Annotated in this window: 16 protein-coding genes and 1 pseudogene; 8 read left to right on the forward strand and 9 right to left on the reverse strand. The window is 70.7% G+C overall.

The annotated features are described in order from the left end of the window. The first annotated feature begins 96 nt into the window (after nt 1–96). Entirely contained in the window at nt 97–843 is a 747-nt protein-coding gene (locus HC028_RS04970) for a TVP38/TMEM64 family protein (protein WP_168073283.1), read from the forward strand. Here the strand turns inward: HC028_RS04970 and ispD are convergent. Together ispD and HC028_RS04980 are read right to left on the reverse strand one after the other, a co-directional pair. Continuing rightward, a complete protein-coding gene (gene ispD, locus HC028_RS04975; RefSeq protein WP_168073285.1) occupies nt 840–1535 on the reverse strand; it encodes a 2-C-methyl-D-erythritol 4-phosphate cytidylyltransferase in 696 nt (231 codons plus the stop codon). The genes HC028_RS04970 and ispD overlap by 4 nt on opposite strands. Nucleotides 1536–1574: 39 nt before the next feature. Continuing rightward, nucleotides 1575–2060 carry a CarD family transcriptional regulator gene (locus tag HC028_RS04980; protein WP_167928768.1) on the reverse strand — a complete coding sequence of 162 codons (486 nt, stop codon included), beginning with the start codon at nt 2058–2060 and terminating at the stop codon, nt 1575–1577. Nucleotides 2061–2432: 372 nt separating this feature from the next. On the opposite strand from HC028_RS04980, the gene HC028_RS04985 reads away from it, so the two are divergent. Further along, nucleotides 2433–2999, forward strand: coding sequence for a hypothetical protein (locus HC028_RS04985; protein WP_168072324.1), 567 nt, complete (start codon nt 2433–2435; stop codon nt 2997–2999). On the opposite strand, the gene HC028_RS04990 is transcribed toward HC028_RS04985, so the two are convergent. From HC028_RS04990 to HC028_RS05000, 3 genes are read right to left on the reverse strand one after another with little or no spacing between them, the layout of a single operon-like run. Further along, the gene (locus HC028_RS04990) at nt 2996–4063 is read right to left on the reverse strand and encodes a type III polyketide synthase (RefSeq protein WP_168073287.1); all 1068 of its coding nucleotides are present in this window, start codon (nt 4061–4063) and stop codon (nt 2996–2998) included. The genes HC028_RS04985 and HC028_RS04990 overlap by 4 nt on opposite strands. Before the next feature lie 48 nt (nt 4064–4111). Then, a complete protein-coding gene (locus HC028_RS04995) occupies nt 4112–5278 on the reverse strand; it encodes an acyl-CoA dehydrogenase family protein (protein ID WP_168073289.1) in 1167 nt (388 codons plus the stop codon). Then, on the reverse strand, nt 5275–5979 hold the full coding sequence (locus HC028_RS05000; RefSeq protein ID WP_168073440.1) for a methyltransferase domain-containing protein: 705 nt from the start codon (nt 5977–5979) through the stop codon (nt 5275–5277). The genes HC028_RS04995 and HC028_RS05000 overlap by 4 nt, the downstream gene beginning before the upstream one ends. Nucleotides 5980–6031: 52 nt before the next feature. Between HC028_RS05000 and HC028_RS05005 the strand changes: the two genes are divergently transcribed. The 4 genes from HC028_RS05005 to disA all read left to right on the forward strand — a co-directional run bounded on the left by HC028_RS05005 (nt 6032) and on the right by disA (nt 10428). Next, nucleotides 6032–6847, forward strand: a complete 816-nt coding sequence (locus tag HC028_RS05005) for a UbiA family prenyltransferase (RefSeq protein ID WP_168073291.1) — start codon at nt 6032–6034, stop codon at nt 6845–6847. 118 nt (nt 6848–6965) lie between these two features. Next, nucleotides 6966–7742 (forward strand): copper chaperone PCu(A)C, encoded by a 777-nt coding sequence (locus HC028_RS05010; RefSeq protein ID WP_168073293.1) that lies wholly within the window; start codon nt 6966–6968, stop codon nt 7740–7742. 35 nt (nt 7743–7777) lie between these two features. Continuing rightward, nucleotides 7778–9217 (forward strand): DNA repair protein RadA, encoded by a 1440-nt coding sequence (gene radA, locus HC028_RS05015; protein WP_203981530.1) that lies wholly within the window; start codon nt 7778–7780, stop codon nt 9215–9217. 134 nt (nt 9218–9351) lie between these two features. Next, nucleotides 9352–10428, forward strand: a complete 1077-nt coding sequence (gene disA / locus HC028_RS05020; protein WP_168073295.1) for a DNA integrity scanning diadenylate cyclase DisA — start codon at nt 9352–9354, stop codon at nt 10426–10428. 3 nt (nt 10429–10431) lie between these two features. On the opposite strand, the gene HC028_RS05025 is transcribed toward disA, so the two are convergent. The 3 genes from HC028_RS05025 to HC028_RS05035 form a co-directional block, all read right to left on the reverse strand. Further along, a complete protein-coding gene (locus HC028_RS05025) occupies nt 10432–10896 on the reverse strand; it encodes a hypothetical protein (protein WP_168073297.1) in 465 nt (154 codons plus the stop codon). A 283-nt stretch (nt 10897–11179) separates the two neighbouring features. Continuing rightward, nucleotides 11180–11725 (reverse strand): peptide deformylase, encoded by a 546-nt coding sequence (locus HC028_RS05030; RefSeq protein ID WP_168073299.1) that lies wholly within the window; start codon nt 11723–11725, stop codon nt 11180–11182. After that, nucleotides 11722–12276, reverse strand: a complete 555-nt coding sequence (locus tag HC028_RS05035; protein ID WP_168073301.1) for a glycine cleavage system transcriptional repressor — start codon at nt 12274–12276, stop codon at nt 11722–11724. Before HC028_RS05035 ends, HC028_RS05030 begins: the two co-directional genes overlap by 4 nt. 45 nt (nt 12277–12321) lie before the next feature. On the opposite strand from HC028_RS05035, the gene HC028_RS05040 reads away from it, so the two are divergent. Together HC028_RS05040 and HC028_RS05045 are read left to right on the forward strand one after the other, a co-directional pair. Then, complete coding sequence (locus HC028_RS05040) at nt 12322–13197, forward strand: A/G-specific adenine glycosylase (RefSeq protein ID WP_168073303.1); 876 nt, start codon at nt 12322–12324, stop codon at nt 13195–13197. Nucleotides 13198–13423: 226 nt separating this feature from the next. Beyond that, nucleotides 13424–14197 (forward strand): polysaccharide deacetylase family protein, encoded by a 774-nt coding sequence (locus HC028_RS05045; RefSeq protein ID WP_239075674.1) that lies wholly within the window; start codon nt 13424–13426, stop codon nt 14195–14197. Between the two features lie 77 nt (nt 14198–14274). Here HC028_RS05045 and HC028_RS05050 read toward each other — a convergent pair. Further along, nucleotides 14275–14766, reverse strand: a pseudogene (locus HC028_RS05050) (AAA family ATPase); the annotation flags it as partial.

Genomic DNA, 14766 nt, shown 5'->3' on the forward strand with positions numbered 1-14766 from the left:
GAGGGTACGCAACGCGCGGGTTGCCGGCGCACGACCGCTCACCGAACAAATCACACGTACCCGGCGCCGCCGCCCGCCGGCCCCTATCCTGGGTTGATGTGTCCCCCGGCCTCGACCGGCCGCCGGCCCCGCCGATCCCTGACCGCCGCCGTGCGCTTCGGCATACTCGTGGCGCTGGTCGCCGGGCTGGGCCTGACCACGCTACTCGTCCAACCCAGCAGGCAGGGCCTGCTCGCCGCCGTGCACTCCAGCCACGTGGTGGCGCCGCTGATCGCGGTCGTGGGTAGCGCGCTGCTGGTGATGGCGCTCACTCCGCGCACGCTGCTCGCGTTCGTCGGCGGAGCGCTGTTCGGCACGATGGCCGGTGCGGGATACGTCATCGTCGGCGTGACGATAGGTGCGGTCCTGGCGCACTGTATCGGCCGCTTCCTGGGCCGCGATTTCGTGGCGAGCCGCCTGCGGGGCCGGATGGCGCTGATCGAACAGGCGGTGGCCCGGCGGGCGCTAGCCGCGGTGTTGATCTGCCGACTCGTCCCGCTCGTCCCGTTCGGCATCTCCAACTACGCACTGGGCACCACCGCGGTCGGCCCCGTCCCGCTCGTGGTCGGGACGCTTCTCGGCGCCGCGCCGGCGACGGTCGTGTACGCGGCGCTCGGCGCCGCGACGATGAACGGCGATCACAGGGGCGCGGCGTACGCGGGTTTTGCGGCCGCCACCCTGGCAGTCGGCGGCTCGATCGGCAGCTACCTGGTCTGGCGACGCCGGCCCCGCCAGGAGCAGGAGAACGGGACCGAATCATCCCCGGCGGAGGGGCTCGAGCTCACAGGCACCCGCTCGGACTAGTCGAGGAGCAGTTCAGCGACTGCCAGGTCGAACGGCCGTGTGATCTTGAGAGCGGACTCCGCACCGGGCACCGTCCAGACCCGTACGCCGATCTTCTCCGCCATACCGGCGTCGTCGGTGTGGTCGTCGACAGCGGCAGCGTGCGCTTCGACGAGCGTCGACCGCAGGAACCCCTGTGGAGTCTGCACGGCTCGCAGCACGGAACGGTCCAGGGTGGCCATCACTTCACCACTCGATTGAACCTGTTTGATGGTGTCAACAACCGGTAGCACGGGTATGACCGCGGCGTGGCCCTGCCGGACCGCTGCGGCGACCCGCTCGACCAGTTCGGGCGGGGCGAGCGCGCGGGCGGCGTCGTGCACGAGGACGACGTCGTACCGGTCCGGTACCGCCGCGAGCGCCGCGGCCACCGACATCTGCCGCGACGCTCCTCCCTCGACCACCAGCAGGTCAACCCGGTCGGAGATCGAAGAGAGCAGATCACGCACGTCGGATGTGGAGCCGGGTGGCGCCGCTACGACCACGCAGCCCACCGAGGGGGCGGCGGCCAGCCTGCGCACTGCGTGGACCAGCAAAGGCTCACCACGCAGCGACCGCAGCGCCTTCGGACCACCGGGGCCGAGCCGCACACCTTGACCCGCTGCAGGAACGAGGACCGCGACGTCACCACGCAAATTGTCCTGCGCGGTCACGTCGCGGTCCTCGGTGTAAGAAATTGCAGTTGTGAAGGATCAGGCTCCGGTGAGCACCTTGTCGAGGAGCACCTCTGCCTCGTCCTTGGTGCTCTTCTCGGCAAGCGCGACCTCACCGACCAGAATGTCGCGCGCCTTCGCGAGCATCCGCTTCTCGCCAGCGGACAGGCCCCGCTCACGCTCCCGACGCCACAGGTCACGCACGACCTCCGCAACCTTGAGCGGGTTGCCGGAAGCCAGCTTCTCCAGGTTTGCCTTGTAACGCCGCGACCAGTTGGTCGGCTCCTCGGTGTGCGGAGCGCGGAGGACGTCGAAGACCTTCGTCAGACCTTCTTCGCCAACCACCTCTCGCACGCCGACGCTTTCGGCATTCTCGGCGGGCACCCGCACCGTCAGGTCACCCTGAGCGACCCTCAGGACGAGGTACTGCTTTTCCTCGCCCTTGACGATCCGGGTCTCGATTGCCTCGATGAGTGCGGCCCCGTGGTGGGGGTAGACAACGGTCTCGCCGACACTGAAAACCATAGGTTCGAAACCCCTTTCGCTGTGTCTAGCGTAACACGGCGACAGCGCGTAATCCCAGCCCGATCTTCACCATTAGTGCTGCTCAGAGCACGTGTGAAGCGCCTTTCTCCCGCTTGACAGAAGGCTCAAAACCTGCATACGACTGCGCTGAGTGACCACTCAGTGACTACCGAGGACAGCAACAGACCCTCTGATTATTCACCGCTGAACCATTGACATACCTTCCGGATAGCCGGGTCTGCGAGCCTGACCAGGTACTTCGTCATCCACGTTCACGGGCTTGGATCGGTCGCAACAAGATCTGCGAACTAGGACCCTGGCTTTCAGTGCTGTTAAGGGGGACAGTGGGATTCCAGGCGCAAGGAGTCGGCCATGGGGACGCAGAGCGGTGGAAACGGGGGCGGTTGGCCGCCGGACGAACTGCCCGACCTGCCCCCGGAGTGGGGCACGATCGTCATCCCTGATGACGCGTCAGAACTGGCCCGGGAGGCTGCCCGGGTGCGTCGTGAGCTGCGCTGGGAGGCCCGCGAGCGGCGCTGGAGACGCCGCCTGCACCTGCCCCACGCCGATCCTCGCCCGGGCGAGGAGGACATACCGGCGCTGGGCGTACCCGTGCTCGTCATTCTGATTGCGACGATCGCGACGCTCACCAGCCTGTTCGTCATCTCCTGGCCGATCAACTCACAACGGCCGGATCTCCAGCCCACCGCGGTGATCACGCCCTCGGCCGGCGCGCCGGCCGGCGGAGGCGGTGAGGCAGGCATCCCGAGCGCCGAGCCCGGCGGATCGCCACCAACCTCGACCGGCACCCCGCACGCGCTCGCCACGGGTGCGACGACCCCGTTCGACCCGGCCCACGTGACGCTCGTCCGGGCCGGCGGCAAGCCAGCACCCGACGGCAAGGAAGCACCCGACAGGCAGGCGGCAGCCGACAGCTAGGCAGCGGCCGACAGCAGCGCGGCGTACAACGTCAACCCGGGGCCGAACGCCAGGGCAACCACGTTGCGCGGCGACTCCGGTGCCCGCCTCAACGCGTCCACAATCATCAGTACGGTCGGCGACGAGCAGTTGCCGTGCACGGCGAGCGTGTCGCGCGACGGCGCCATCTGCTCTTCGGACAAGCCGAGCGCGTCGCGTACGACGTCGAGAATCCGCGGGCCGCCGGGGTGCACCGCCCAGCCATCCAGGTCGGACAGTGTCAGGCCGTTGCGGTCGAGCAGGTCTTGGACCACCGGCCGGACGTGCTCAGCGAGCACGTCCGGTACCCGCGGCGACAGCCCCATCCGGAATCCCAGGTCGGTGACGTCCCACGTCATGTGGTCGGCCGTGGCCGTGTCGGTAACCGCGGCGACCTCGCGGACCGCGTACCCACGGGTCGCGTACCCGAGGTTCGATCCGGGCAGAACGGCGACGGCCGCAGCGGCATCGGAGAAGAGCGCGTGGGCGACGATCTGCTGTGGATCCCTGGTCGGCGGCTGAAGGTGCACTGAGGTCAGTTCGAGGCAGAGCAGCAGCGCGGGCTCACCCCGACTGGCGACGAAGTCGGTGACCGCGCCGAGGCCCGGCAGCGCCGCGTAGCAGCCCATGTGGCCGATGAACAGCCGCTGGGTACGCGGAGACATGCCCAGGTCGCGGGCGAGCAGGATGTCCAGGCCGGGAGTGACGTAGCCGGTGCACGAGCAGACCGCGAACAGCCCGAGCCGCGCCGGATCCAGGCCGGCCGCGCCCAGGGCGCCGGCCACGGCCTCCTTGCCGAGCGGCAGGGCCTCGACCAGGTACCGCTCCATACGGGCCTGAGTCGACCACCGCGACACGTCCTCCAGCGTCGGGTTGACCACGCTGTGCCGGGTCACCACGCCGGAGTTGGCGAAGACCCGTTGCGCCAGTCCACGCTGTACCCCCGCGTAGTGGTCGGCGAAGAAGTCCCGCCACAGGTCGTCCTGGCGCAGCGACGGAGGGTGGGTGACGCCGATACCGGCGATAACGGGCCGCGGCTCAGTCATCCCTGCCTTCTACCCATCGGTAACCGGCCGCATGCGGCGGCGCGGCAATCACCATCGCGGCCCCGTACCCTCCGCCTCCGGATCGCCACCCAGCGCGGCCACTCCCAGCCAGTCGGCACAGACGTCCGACGTCGCCGGCTGCAGCGAACCGCAGCGGGCGTCGCGGTAGAGCCGTTCCAGCGCGCTTCCGCGCCGGGTGGCACTGGTGCCCGCCGCCTCCAACATGCTCGCCGCCACGTCGGCCGCGGTCGTACCGGCCAGCAGTTTCGCCCGCCACACCCAGCGGTTGGTCTCCGGCTCGCCAGGCGCGGCGTCCACCCGGCGCGCCGCCTCGTCCACCACGAGCCGGGCCGCTGCGACCGCGGCGTCAGCCCGTCCGATCCGGGCGCGCGCGGCCGGCAGATGCGCGAGCCTGCGCTCCGTGAGGTGATCGACCGCGGCGTCGACCGCCGCCTGCGCGACGCCGACGTACACGGCCGCATAGCTGGCCACCATCCAGTGCGGCATCAGTTGTGCCACCAGCAACGCGAGCCCCTCGACGCCGCCGAGCAGCGCATCGGCCGGGACACTCACATCCAGGTGCAGGTCGTGCGAGGAGGTCGCCCGCATGCCGAGCGCGTCCCAGGTGGGCTCGACGGTGACGCCGTCGGCGTCGGCGGGTACCAGGAACTGCGACACGAGCGTCGGATCGGCCGCGCTGCGGGCGGCGACCAGATAGGCATCGGCGTGACCGGCGCCGGACACGAAGGTCTTGGAGCCCTTGATATGAAAGCCGTCCCGCTCCGCCGTGTACATCGTCGACAGTTGGGACAGTCGCGATCCGACCCCGCGCTCGCTCATCGCTACCGCGTACCAGGCGCCGTCCGCGACGGCCGACAGCACCCGGTCCCGGGCGGTCAGAAAGCTCTCCGGTACGCCCAGGGCCTCGATCAGGGTGTCCGGAATACCGGCGAGCGCTCCGGTCACGGAGGCGTGCATGTTGAACACCAACGCCGTCGCCCCGTTTCCGCGCGCCAGTTCGTACGCCACGGCGGCGTAGTCGGCGAACCCCGCGCCCGTCCCACCGAGGCGCTCAGGCACCATCAGCCCGAACAGCCCGGCCTGCCGCAGATCGGCGAAGTCGTCGACGGGGAACGCACCGCCGGCGTCGTACCCGGCGGCACGCGCGGCGAAGCGGGGCGCCAGCCTTCGGGCTGCGGCGAGCGCGTCTGTCACTCGAGCCTCCTACCGACTCCTTGGTAGAGCACTGTTTTGGACCAGGTCGGCACCATCGGCGCGGTCCCCCGCCGAGTCACCAGCCAGCGCAGCAGCCCGCGTACCTGCGGGCGCAGGCCACGGGTGCGCAGCGCGACACCGTGCCGCGCGAACTCCGCGGTGAGCACCGCCGGATCGACGAAGAGGTCGGGGTCGTGGATGCCGCGCGGGGCGCCGCCCGGCATGCGTTCGGCCACCGAGATGGCGAGAAAGCGGCACAGCGCGGTGTCGGCGAGCGTGTCGATGACCACGAGCCCGCCGGGCCGCAGGATGCGGCACACCTCGGCGACCGTCCCGGGCCGGTCCGTGACGTGTTCCAGCAGTTCACCAGCGCTCACCACGTCGGCACAGCCGTCGGCCAGCGGGAGCCGCGTGACATCGGCCCGGACGGGGGTGACCCCGTGGGCACGGGCCTGTTCAAGGGCTGACCGGACCAGGTCGACGCCGACGTGCCGGTATCCCTTGCCGGCCACCGCGGGGGCGAGCAGGCCGCCGCCGCACCCGAGATCGACCAGAATCGCGCCGGGGCGCGGGGCCGGCGGCACCAACCGCCCCCTGGCCGCCGCGATCCAGGCCAACATCGCGAACCGGCCGTCGGGGCGCCACCACTCGCCCGCAAGATCGTCGTACTGCCGGACATCGTTGCGGGGGCGGGTGGGCATCCGCATGAACGCCAGCCTGACACGAAAAGATCGATCGGGCCAGACTTAGCGCATGCGATCCGCCCTCGGCCTCCTCAAGGCCTGCCACCCGGAGCCGACCGCCGCGGTCACCACGGTCGCGGCCCTACTGGCCGTGGCGACCGGGCGCGACGCGGGCGGCACCCTCGCCGTCGGTGCCGCCGTGCTCGCCAGCCAGCTGGCCGTGGGATGGTGCAACGACGCGGTCGACGCCACGCGGGACAGCGCGGTGGGGCGCCTGGACAAGCCGATCGTCACGGGGCTGGTCGCCCGGCGTACCGTCGCCGCCGCGGCCGCCACGGCCGCGGCCCTGACCGTCCCGCTGGCGCTGCTGTCCGGGCTTCCGGCCGGTTCGGTGGCGACCCTCGGCCTGGCCTCGGCGCTGCTGTACAACTGGCCGTTGAAGTCCACTATCGCCTCGGTGCTGCCGTACGCGGTGTCGTTCGCGGCGCTGCCCGCGTTCGTGGTGCTGGGCGTGTCCCGGCCGCCGTGGTGGCTGGTCGCCGCCGGGGGGCTGCTCGGCGCCGGTGCCCACTTCGCCAACGTGCTGCCCGATCTCGACGACGACGCCCGCACCGGGGTACGCGGGTTACCGCACCGGTTGGGCGCCCGCCGGAGCGTGGCCGTCGGGGGCGGCCTGCTGTTCGCGGCGACCGCCACGCTCGCGCTCGGCCCACCTGGACCACCGTCGTGGACCGCCCTCTTGGCGTTCGCCGGCGCCGCGGCCGCCCTCGCCGTCGGCGGGTACGTGGCGGGCCGCCGGCCGACCTCACGAGCCGCCTTCCGGTCCGTCCTGCTCGTCGCGGTGCTCGATGTGGCCCTGCTGCTGTCAGCCGGTCACCGGATGTGAGCCGGCACACGTCGGCGCCTGTGACCGGAGCCAGGTGACGGGTCGGCGCCAAGTCGCCAAAAGGGCCCACTACGCTGTACTTCGGCTTGATTTCGGGTTGTCGCCGAGGAGGACCGAAGTGCCGCGCTTCATCACCGGTTCGCTGTCGCGTCGTCGCATGATGCGCGCCGCCGCGCTGCTCGCCGCACCTGCGGCTGCGGTCGCTCTACTGTCAGGCTGCAGCGCAGGCCAGATCAGCCAGACCGACACGATGGTCGCGCCGGTGGACGGCGTCGAGGTCAACTCCCAGCACCGGCTGGCCTCGCTGCGTGACGTCCAGATCAAGTACAACAAGCCCGAGGGTTACGCGAAGGGCGAGACCGCGCCGCTGCAGGTGTTCATCGCCAACAACCAGCCGGCCAAGCCGCTGGTCCTGAGCAGCGTGAAGGCGGTCAGCAAGAAGACCGGCGCGTCGCTCGGCACGGTCGTGCTCACCGGCGGCGCCGCGGACATCGAGACGCTCCCCAGCAGCAGCCCGTCCTCGGCCAGCAGCGCACCCGTCAGCCCGTCGACGAGCCCGTCCGGCCGGGCGTCGGCGTCCCAGCGACCGTCGGCGAGCGCCGCCGCGAGTTCTTCCGCGAGCCCCGCTGCCAGCCCCTCCTCCACGGCGCCGAGCGCGGCGCCGTCCGCTGCGTCCGCCAGCCTGACGATCCCGGGCAACGGGTTCGCGCGTCTGGACCCCGAGCACGGGGCCTACCTGGCGATCACGGACATCACGGAATCGCTCGCGCCCGGCTCGTCGGTGGTCGTGACGTTCACCTTCGAGGGTGAAGACCCGGTGGAGATCGTGGTGCCGTTCGAAACCCCGCTGTCCCCGGCGGCGCGCGTGACGCCGTCCGGCGGATCCGAGCACTGAGGCATTTCGTCGTACCCGTTCGTTAGATTCTCGGCGTGACTGGACGCGCCTCCTCTTCATCCCGTTCGTCGGCCAAGTCCGCAGGCCCCCGCGCCAGCTATGAGTGCGACGCCTGCGGACATCGTCCGCCCAAGTGGGTGGGCCGCTGTCCGGAGTGCGGTGAGTGGGGATCGATCGTCGAGTCGGCCGCCAGCGCCCCTGCCGCGCTGCGCGCCGTCACCGCGCGCCGACCGGCGGAGCCGGCACGTCCCATCGCGACGATCAGCGCGGCCCCGGCAAAGGCCCGGCCGACGAACGTGCCGGAGTTCGACCGTGTGCTCGGCGGTGGTCTGGTCCCCGGCGGCGTCGTGCTGCTCGCTGGCGAGCCGGGGGTGGGCAAGTCCACACTGCTGCTCGATGTCGCCCAGCAGTGGGCCGCCACCGGCGACACCCCGGCGCTGGTGATCAGCGGCGAGGAGTCGGTGAGCCAGGTGCGGCTGCGGGCCGAACGGATCGGCGCCCTGCACGAGCGGCTCTACCTCGCGGCCGAGACCGACCTGGGCGCCGTCCTTGGCCACCTCGACGCGGTCAATCCGGGCCTGCTGATCCTCGACTCGGTGCAGACCATCGCCGCCCCCGGCGCCGAAGGAGTGCCCGGCGGTGTCACCCAGGTGCGCGGCGTCACCGCCGCGATCGTCGCGGTGGCCAAGGAACGGGGCATCGCCACCGTGCTGGTGGGCCATGTCACGAAGGACGGCCAGGTCGCCGGCCCCCGGGTGCTGGAGCACCTGGTCGACGTGGTGCTGAACTTCGAAGGCGACAAGCACTCCTCGCTGCGCATGGTGCGGGGACTCAAGAACCGGTTTGGCGCCGCCGACGAGGTGGGCTGTTTCGAGATGCACGAGGGCGGCATCGCGAGCCTGCCCGACCCGTCCGGGCTGTTCCTCACGCGGTACACCGACGCCGTTCCGGGCACCTGCGTGACGGTCGCCATGGAGGGGCGCCGGGCCCTCGTGACCGAGGTGCAGGCACTGATCGGCGCGCCGGTCCCCGGCTCGCCCAGGCGCACGGTCAGCGGCCTCGACGGTGCCCGGCTGGCGATGGTGCTCGCCGTGCTGCAGCGCCGCTCCAAGCTCCAACTCCACGACCGGGAGGTCTTCGCGGCCACCGTGGGCGGGGTCCGGGTCATCGAACCCGCCGCCGACCTCGGAGTCGCGCTCGCGGTGGCCTCCGCCGCCACGGAGCTTCCGATGGCTCCGGACCTGGTGGCCCTGGGCGAGGTCGGGTTGACCGGCGAGGTGCGGCGGGTGGGCGCCGTGCCACGGCGGCTGGCCGAGGCCGCGCGGCTGGGCTTCCGGTTCGCGCTGGTGCCGCTGGGGTGCGGGCCGGCCGCCACGGGCTCGGTTCCGGAAGGAATGAAGGTGCTGGAGGTCGGCGACGTCCGCACCGCGCTGCACTACGCGGTGCAGGCCGGCGAGCGCAGCGAATCACGCTAGGCACGAAGTCGGAGTGCGGCCGGTCGATCCGTTCGCGCCCCGTACCCGGCCCTCGAGCGTCTGAACGGTCACATTACGGCCTTACCTGCGTACCGCGACCGCACCGCTGGTACAGCGGTCCGTAGACTGTCCGCGTGCCGATAGACCGCGATGACCCGCTTCGCGCCACACTGGCGCTCATGGCGCCGGGCACCGCGCTGCGCGACGGCTTGGAGCGTATCCTGCGCGGCCGGACCGGCGCGTTGATCGTGCTGGGTTACGACCAGGCCGTCGAGACGCTGTGCACCGGCGGATTCCCCCTCGACGTGGAGTTCTCCGCCACCCGACTGCGCGAGCTATGCAAGATGGACGGGGGCGTCGTGCTGTCCAGCGACGGCACCCGGATCGTCCGGGCCGCGGTGCACCTGATGCCCGACCCGGCCATCCCGTCCGAGGAGTCCGGCACGCGTCACCGCACCGCGGAGCGCGTGGCCAAGCAGACCGGGTATCCGGTGATTTCGGTCAGCCAGTCGATGCGGATCATCGGGCTGTACGTCAACGGTCAGCGGCATGTTCTCGACGACTCCGCCGCCATCCTGTCCAGGGCCAACCAGGCGCTGGCCACCCTTGAGCGCTACAAACTGCGCCTCGACGAGGTCAGCGGCACGCTGTCGGCGTTGGAGATCGAGGACCTCGTCACGGTCCGCGACGCCGTCGCCGTGGTCCAGCGGCTGGAGATGGTGCGCCGGATCGCTGACGAGATTGCCGGGTACGTCGTGGAGCTGGGCACCGACGGCCGGCTGCTCGCGCTCCAGCTCGAGGAGCTGATGGCCGGCGTGGAGGCCGACCGTACCCTCGTCATCCGCGATTACCTGCTGGACGGGCACAGGTTCCTCGACGCCGACGACGCGCTCGACGAGCTCGACCGCTTGTCGGCCACCGACCTGATCGACCTCGTCGCGGTCGCCAAGGCCCTCGGCTACCCGGGAGCCAGTGACGCGCTCGAGGCGGCGGTGTCGCCGCGCGGGTTCCGACTGCTGGCGAAGGTGCCTCGCCTGCCCGGCACGGTGATCGACCGGCTCGTCGACCACTTCAGCAGCCTGCAGCGGCTGCTCGGTGCCACAGTGGAGGATCTGCAGGCCGTCGAAGGCGTCGGAGACGCGCGCGCCCGCAGCATCCGGGAGGGGCTGTCCCGGCTGGCCGAGGCGTCGATCCTCGAACGGTACGTCTGAGCCCTACTTCAGCTCCAGCGCCACCGGGTCGCTTAGCTTGGTCGCCAGCCGAGCCAGAAGCTCGTACTTGCCCTTGGGCGGAGCATTGTTGGTGCAGCCCGTGGCGCTGCTGGCCTTGCCGTTCCAGTCCAGGAAGAACTCCGCTTCGATCCCCGGGCCGAACGTGCGCACGTCGGTGCCGTGCCGGGGCTCGCAGGTGTCCGACGACCAGATCTTCGCCTTTGAGGTGTCCTGCAGGTAAAGCTCCTGCGCGTCGGCGCCCACGTCGCGCGTACACGATCGCGCGGAGATGTTCTTGATACGCAGATAGAACCTGACGTGTGCGTTCTGCGCCACGGACGCCTGCGCCGGGGCGGCGGTCACCGCCATCTCGGCGTCGGTGCACGGCCCGGTCGCCGGTGCGGGCGGCTCCGCCGTCGGCGACGTCGACGGCGGCTGCGACTCGCTCCCGTCACCCGCTGGCGCCACGATCCCGCCTCCCGGTGTGAACACGGGCGGCGACGACGAAGCCGAAGGTGACGCGGTTGGCGAGGCCGACGGTCCTCCGCTCGGCCGCTTCAACCCGCTGTTCTGCACCACGTTCGAGTTGTTGGAGCACGAATAGATGGGCGCGACCAGGAGCACAAGGAGGGCACCAAGAACCGCCGCCCGGCGCCGCCAATAGACGGCCGGGGGCAACGGGCCAACCGTCAGCTTCATAATGGACACACGTTAACGGGGGCCCGCCACATCAACATGCCGGCGCGCCGCGTTACAAGTGGACCTTTCTGGTGTGGATGGCGTGCGCGCCCGCGACCCGATCCAGGAACAGCAGGCCAGCGCAGTGGTCGATCTCGTGCTGTAACGCCCGCGCCTCGAACGCATCGGTAGTGATCTCCGTCGCGCCGCCGCCCGGCAGATCACCGACGACCACGACCCGGCCGGCTCGCTTCACGTCACCGGTCAGTTCGGGCACGGACATGCAGCCCTCGCGGCCCTTGTTCCACTGGCTCGCCTCGCCCAGTCGGGCGTTGCACAGTACAAACGTGCCGTGGACCGTACGGGCCTTCGGATGGCCGGTCACGTCGACGGCGAAGACCTGCGCCGATACGCCTATCTGCGGCGCAGCCAGGCCGACACAGCCCGGCGAGACCCGCATGGTGGCGACCAGGTCCGCCGCCAGTTGCAGAACCTCAGGACCGCACGGATCGACCCTTTCACCGGCTGTCGCGAGTACCGGGGCAGGGGCGCGTACCACTGGGCGCACCTCGCCGTTCAGGCCGAGATCCTCGATCGACCAGCCGGCAACGCTCGTCACAGTACGTCCGTTTCGGCGGGGCGCAGCGCCACGTCGACGCCCAGGGCGCGCGCGACGGCGTCGAGACGCTCATGGATCAGATCCACGTCTGCGCCGGCCGGCAGATCCAGCTCCGCCACCAGGACGTACAGGTCGCCGGAGAGTCGGGTGGTCAGATCGGTGATGTTGCCGCCGAACTCGGCGAGCCCACGGGCCACCGAAGCGACGATCCCCAGCCGGTCGGCACCGTGCACGGACAGCACGTAGTGCCCGCCGGGCGACTCCGGCGCGGGCTCCGGGCGTACCCGGCTCACCGTGGTCACCAGCGAGCCGTTCGCGGCCAGCGGCGCGAGCGCCGCCTCCACGTCCTCCAACGCCGGCGAGCCGGTCTGCTCCTCGACAGCCTCCCCACCTTGCGACCCCGTGCAGACCAACGTCATCGCGAAGTGCCCGCGCAGCCGGGTCATCGTCGAGTCCGTCAGGTTCATTCCCAGCCCCGCGAGGACCTCGGCCACATCCGCGATGATCCCGGGCCGGTCACGTCCGATCACGGTGATCGCAAGCTCGTCCACCCTGGCATCATCTTGCATTGACCTGCGCGTGGCAGGATGGAACCGATGGTTGTCCACAATCTGGCTGCCGCCGCCGTCGCCTGGTACGACGCGAACGCCCGCGACCTTCCGTGGCGCTCACCGGACGCGACACCGTGGGGCGTACTCGTCAGCGAGGTCATGCTCCAGCAGACCCCGGTCTCCCGGGTGCTGCCGGCGTGGCTGGACTGGATGGCACGGTGGCCGGCCCCCGCTCACCTGGCCGCCGACGCGCCGGGCGAGGCGATCCGCGCCTGGGGGCGGCTGGGCTACCCGCGCCGGGCGCTGCGGCTGCACGAGTGCGCCGTCGCCATCGTCACCTCCCACGGCGGAGCGGTGCCCTCCGATGTGGATCAGCTGCTGAGCCTGCCTGGAATCGGCGCCTACACCGCCCGGGCGGTCGCCGCGTTCGCGTACCGGCAGCGCCAACCGGTGGTCGACACGAACGTGCGCCGGTTCGTGGCCCGAGCGGTCGCCGGCGCACCCGATGCCGGCCCGACCACGACCGCGCGCGATCTGGTGGCCGTCGCCGAACTCCTACCCGACGAGCCTGAGTTGGCCGCGCGCGCCTCGGTGGCGTTCATGGAGCTGGGCGCGCTCGTGTGTACGGCGCGAAGCCCGCGGTGTACGGACTGCCCGGTCGTGGCCACTTGCGAGTTCCGGCGGTCGGGCGCGGTGGCGCCGGCGGGACCCACTCGGCGTCCACAGCGGTACGCGGGCACCGACCGGCAGGTCAGGGGGCTGCTCCTGGCTGTCCTGAGGGAGTCGAGCGGGCCGGTGCCGCGGGCCCGGCTGGACGCGGTGTGGTCGGACTCCACCCAGCGCGATCGGGCGCTGTCCGGCCTGCTTGCCGACGGTCTGGTCTGCGAAGTGGGACAAAGCCACCTGGCCCTGCCGAGCTGACCGCCGTGCGGGTTCCCTCCGGGTTGCCGCCGAGGGATACGCTCTGCCGGTGCGTCCGCCCATGCCGGTCTGGCATCTATCGTTTTCGAAGCACTTCTCTCGCGCACAGACTCTGATCGCAGTCCTGGCATCGATGATTGTCGCCACCATCGCATGCCTCAGCAGTGCCGCTGGGCCGCCCCAGACGGGGTTGGCGGACCGCCACGGCGGCGGAGAGCGGCGCCCGGTGACGCAGCCTCGGGAGCTCGCCGACGACGATCCAGGTTCACCCGGTCAGCCGCCGGGGAACGGCCCGCTGGGCTCGACAGCACCCACGGCGCCACAGCTCCCCGCCGCCCGGCCCGGTACCGGCGGGGCGGACGTGCTCGCCCGGATCCCTGCGTTTCCACCCGCTCCGCCCGCGGTGAAGATCGAGTTACCGCAGGGGCCGACAGCGGCGTGGCTGAGCCGCATCCCGACTACGCAGAAGGTCGCATTCATCACGATCGACGATGGCTGGACCAAGCAGCCGGAGGCGATCTCTCTGATCCGGGCGGCACACGTCCCGGTCACGCTCTTCTTGACGATGAATGCGATCCGCAGCGATCCCGGCTACTTCAAGGAGCTGCAGGCGGCCGGCGCCGTGATCGAGGCCCACACGATCACCCACGCTGATCTCAGGGGCAAGTCGCCCGACTTCCAACGACGCGAGATCTGCGGCTCGGCCGACCAGTTGAGCGCCATCTACGGCCGGCGCCCGGTGCTGTTCCGGCCGCCGTTCGGCAACAAGGACCCGATGACCCTGCAGGTCACCCACGAGTGCGGGATGAGGGCGGCTTTCTTCTGGAAGGAGACGGTGGACAAGGGCGTCGTCCGCTTCCAGGAAGGGCACACCGTGCTGCCCGGCGACATCATTCTGATGCACTTCCGGCCGGCCTTCGCCGACGATTTCCTCGCCGCGCTGCAGGCCATCCACGACGCCGGTCTGACCCCGGCCCTGCTCGAGGACTACATCCCGTAAAGACAGGAAGTCCAGACAGCAAGGAGCGGACGGCCGCCGTAGCGACCGCCCGCTCCTCCTTTTACCGCCTGTGTGCCTTACTCCTCGGTGGTGGCACTCGCGCCACCGAGGTCGGCCGGGACCGCGTCGGGCACCAGCGCCGGCTTCTCCGCACCGCGGAACACCAGCTTGGAACGCTCGATGTCGGTCGGGTCGCCCTCGCAGTCGACGAGGATGATCTGGCCGGGGCGCAACTCGTTGAACAGGATCCGCTCGGACAGGTTGTCCTCGATCTCGCGCTGGATGGTGCGGCGCAGCGGCCGGGCACCCAGCACCGGGTCGTAGCCCTTCTTGGCAAGGTAGCGCTTGGCGTTGTCGGTCAACTCCAGGCCCATGTCCTTGTTACGAAGCTGGGACTCGATCCGGGCGGTCATCAGATCAACGATGTTGAGGATCTCCGCCTCGGTGAGCTGGTGGAACACGATCGTGTCATCGATGCGGTTGAGGAACTCCGGGCGGAAGTGCTGCTTCAGCTCGTCGTTGACCTTGACCTTCATCCGCTCGTAGTTGCTCTCGACGTCCTCAGACGT

Source organism: Planosporangium flavigriseum (genome assembly GCF_011947225.1).
Taxonomy (GTDB): domain Bacteria; phylum Actinomycetota; class Actinomycetes; order Mycobacteriales; family Micromonosporaceae; genus Planosporangium; species Planosporangium flavigriseum.

What these genes read in the sequence shown, in the direction of transcription:
- HC028_RS04970 (WP_168073283.1), top strand. Translation starts at nt 97, where the DNA reads ATGTGTCCCCCGGCCTCGACCGGCCGCCGGCCCCGCCGATCCCTGACC.
- HC028_RS04980 (WP_167928768.1), bottom strand. Translation starts at nt 2,060, where the DNA reads ATGGTTTTCAGTGTCGGCGAGACCGTTGTCTACCCCCACCACGGGGCC.
- HC028_RS04985 (WP_168072324.1), top strand. Translation starts at nt 2,433, where the DNA reads ATGGGGACGCAGAGCGGTGGAAACGGGGGCGGTTGGCCGCCGGACGAA.
- HC028_RS04990 (WP_168073287.1), bottom strand. Translation starts at nt 4,063, where the DNA reads ATGACTGAGCCGCGGCCCGTTATCGCCGGTATCGGCGTCACCCACCCT.
- HC028_RS05000 (WP_168073440.1), bottom strand. Translation starts at nt 5,979, where the DNA reads ATGCCCACCCGCCCCCGCAACGATGTCCGGCAGTACGACGATCTTGCG.
- HC028_RS05005 (WP_168073291.1), top strand. Translation starts at nt 6,032, where the DNA reads ATGCGATCCGCCCTCGGCCTCCTCAAGGCCTGCCACCCGGAGCCGACC.
- HC028_RS05040 (WP_168073303.1), top strand. Translation starts at nt 12,322, where the DNA reads ATGGTTGTCCACAATCTGGCTGCCGCCGCCGTCGCCTGGTACGACGCG.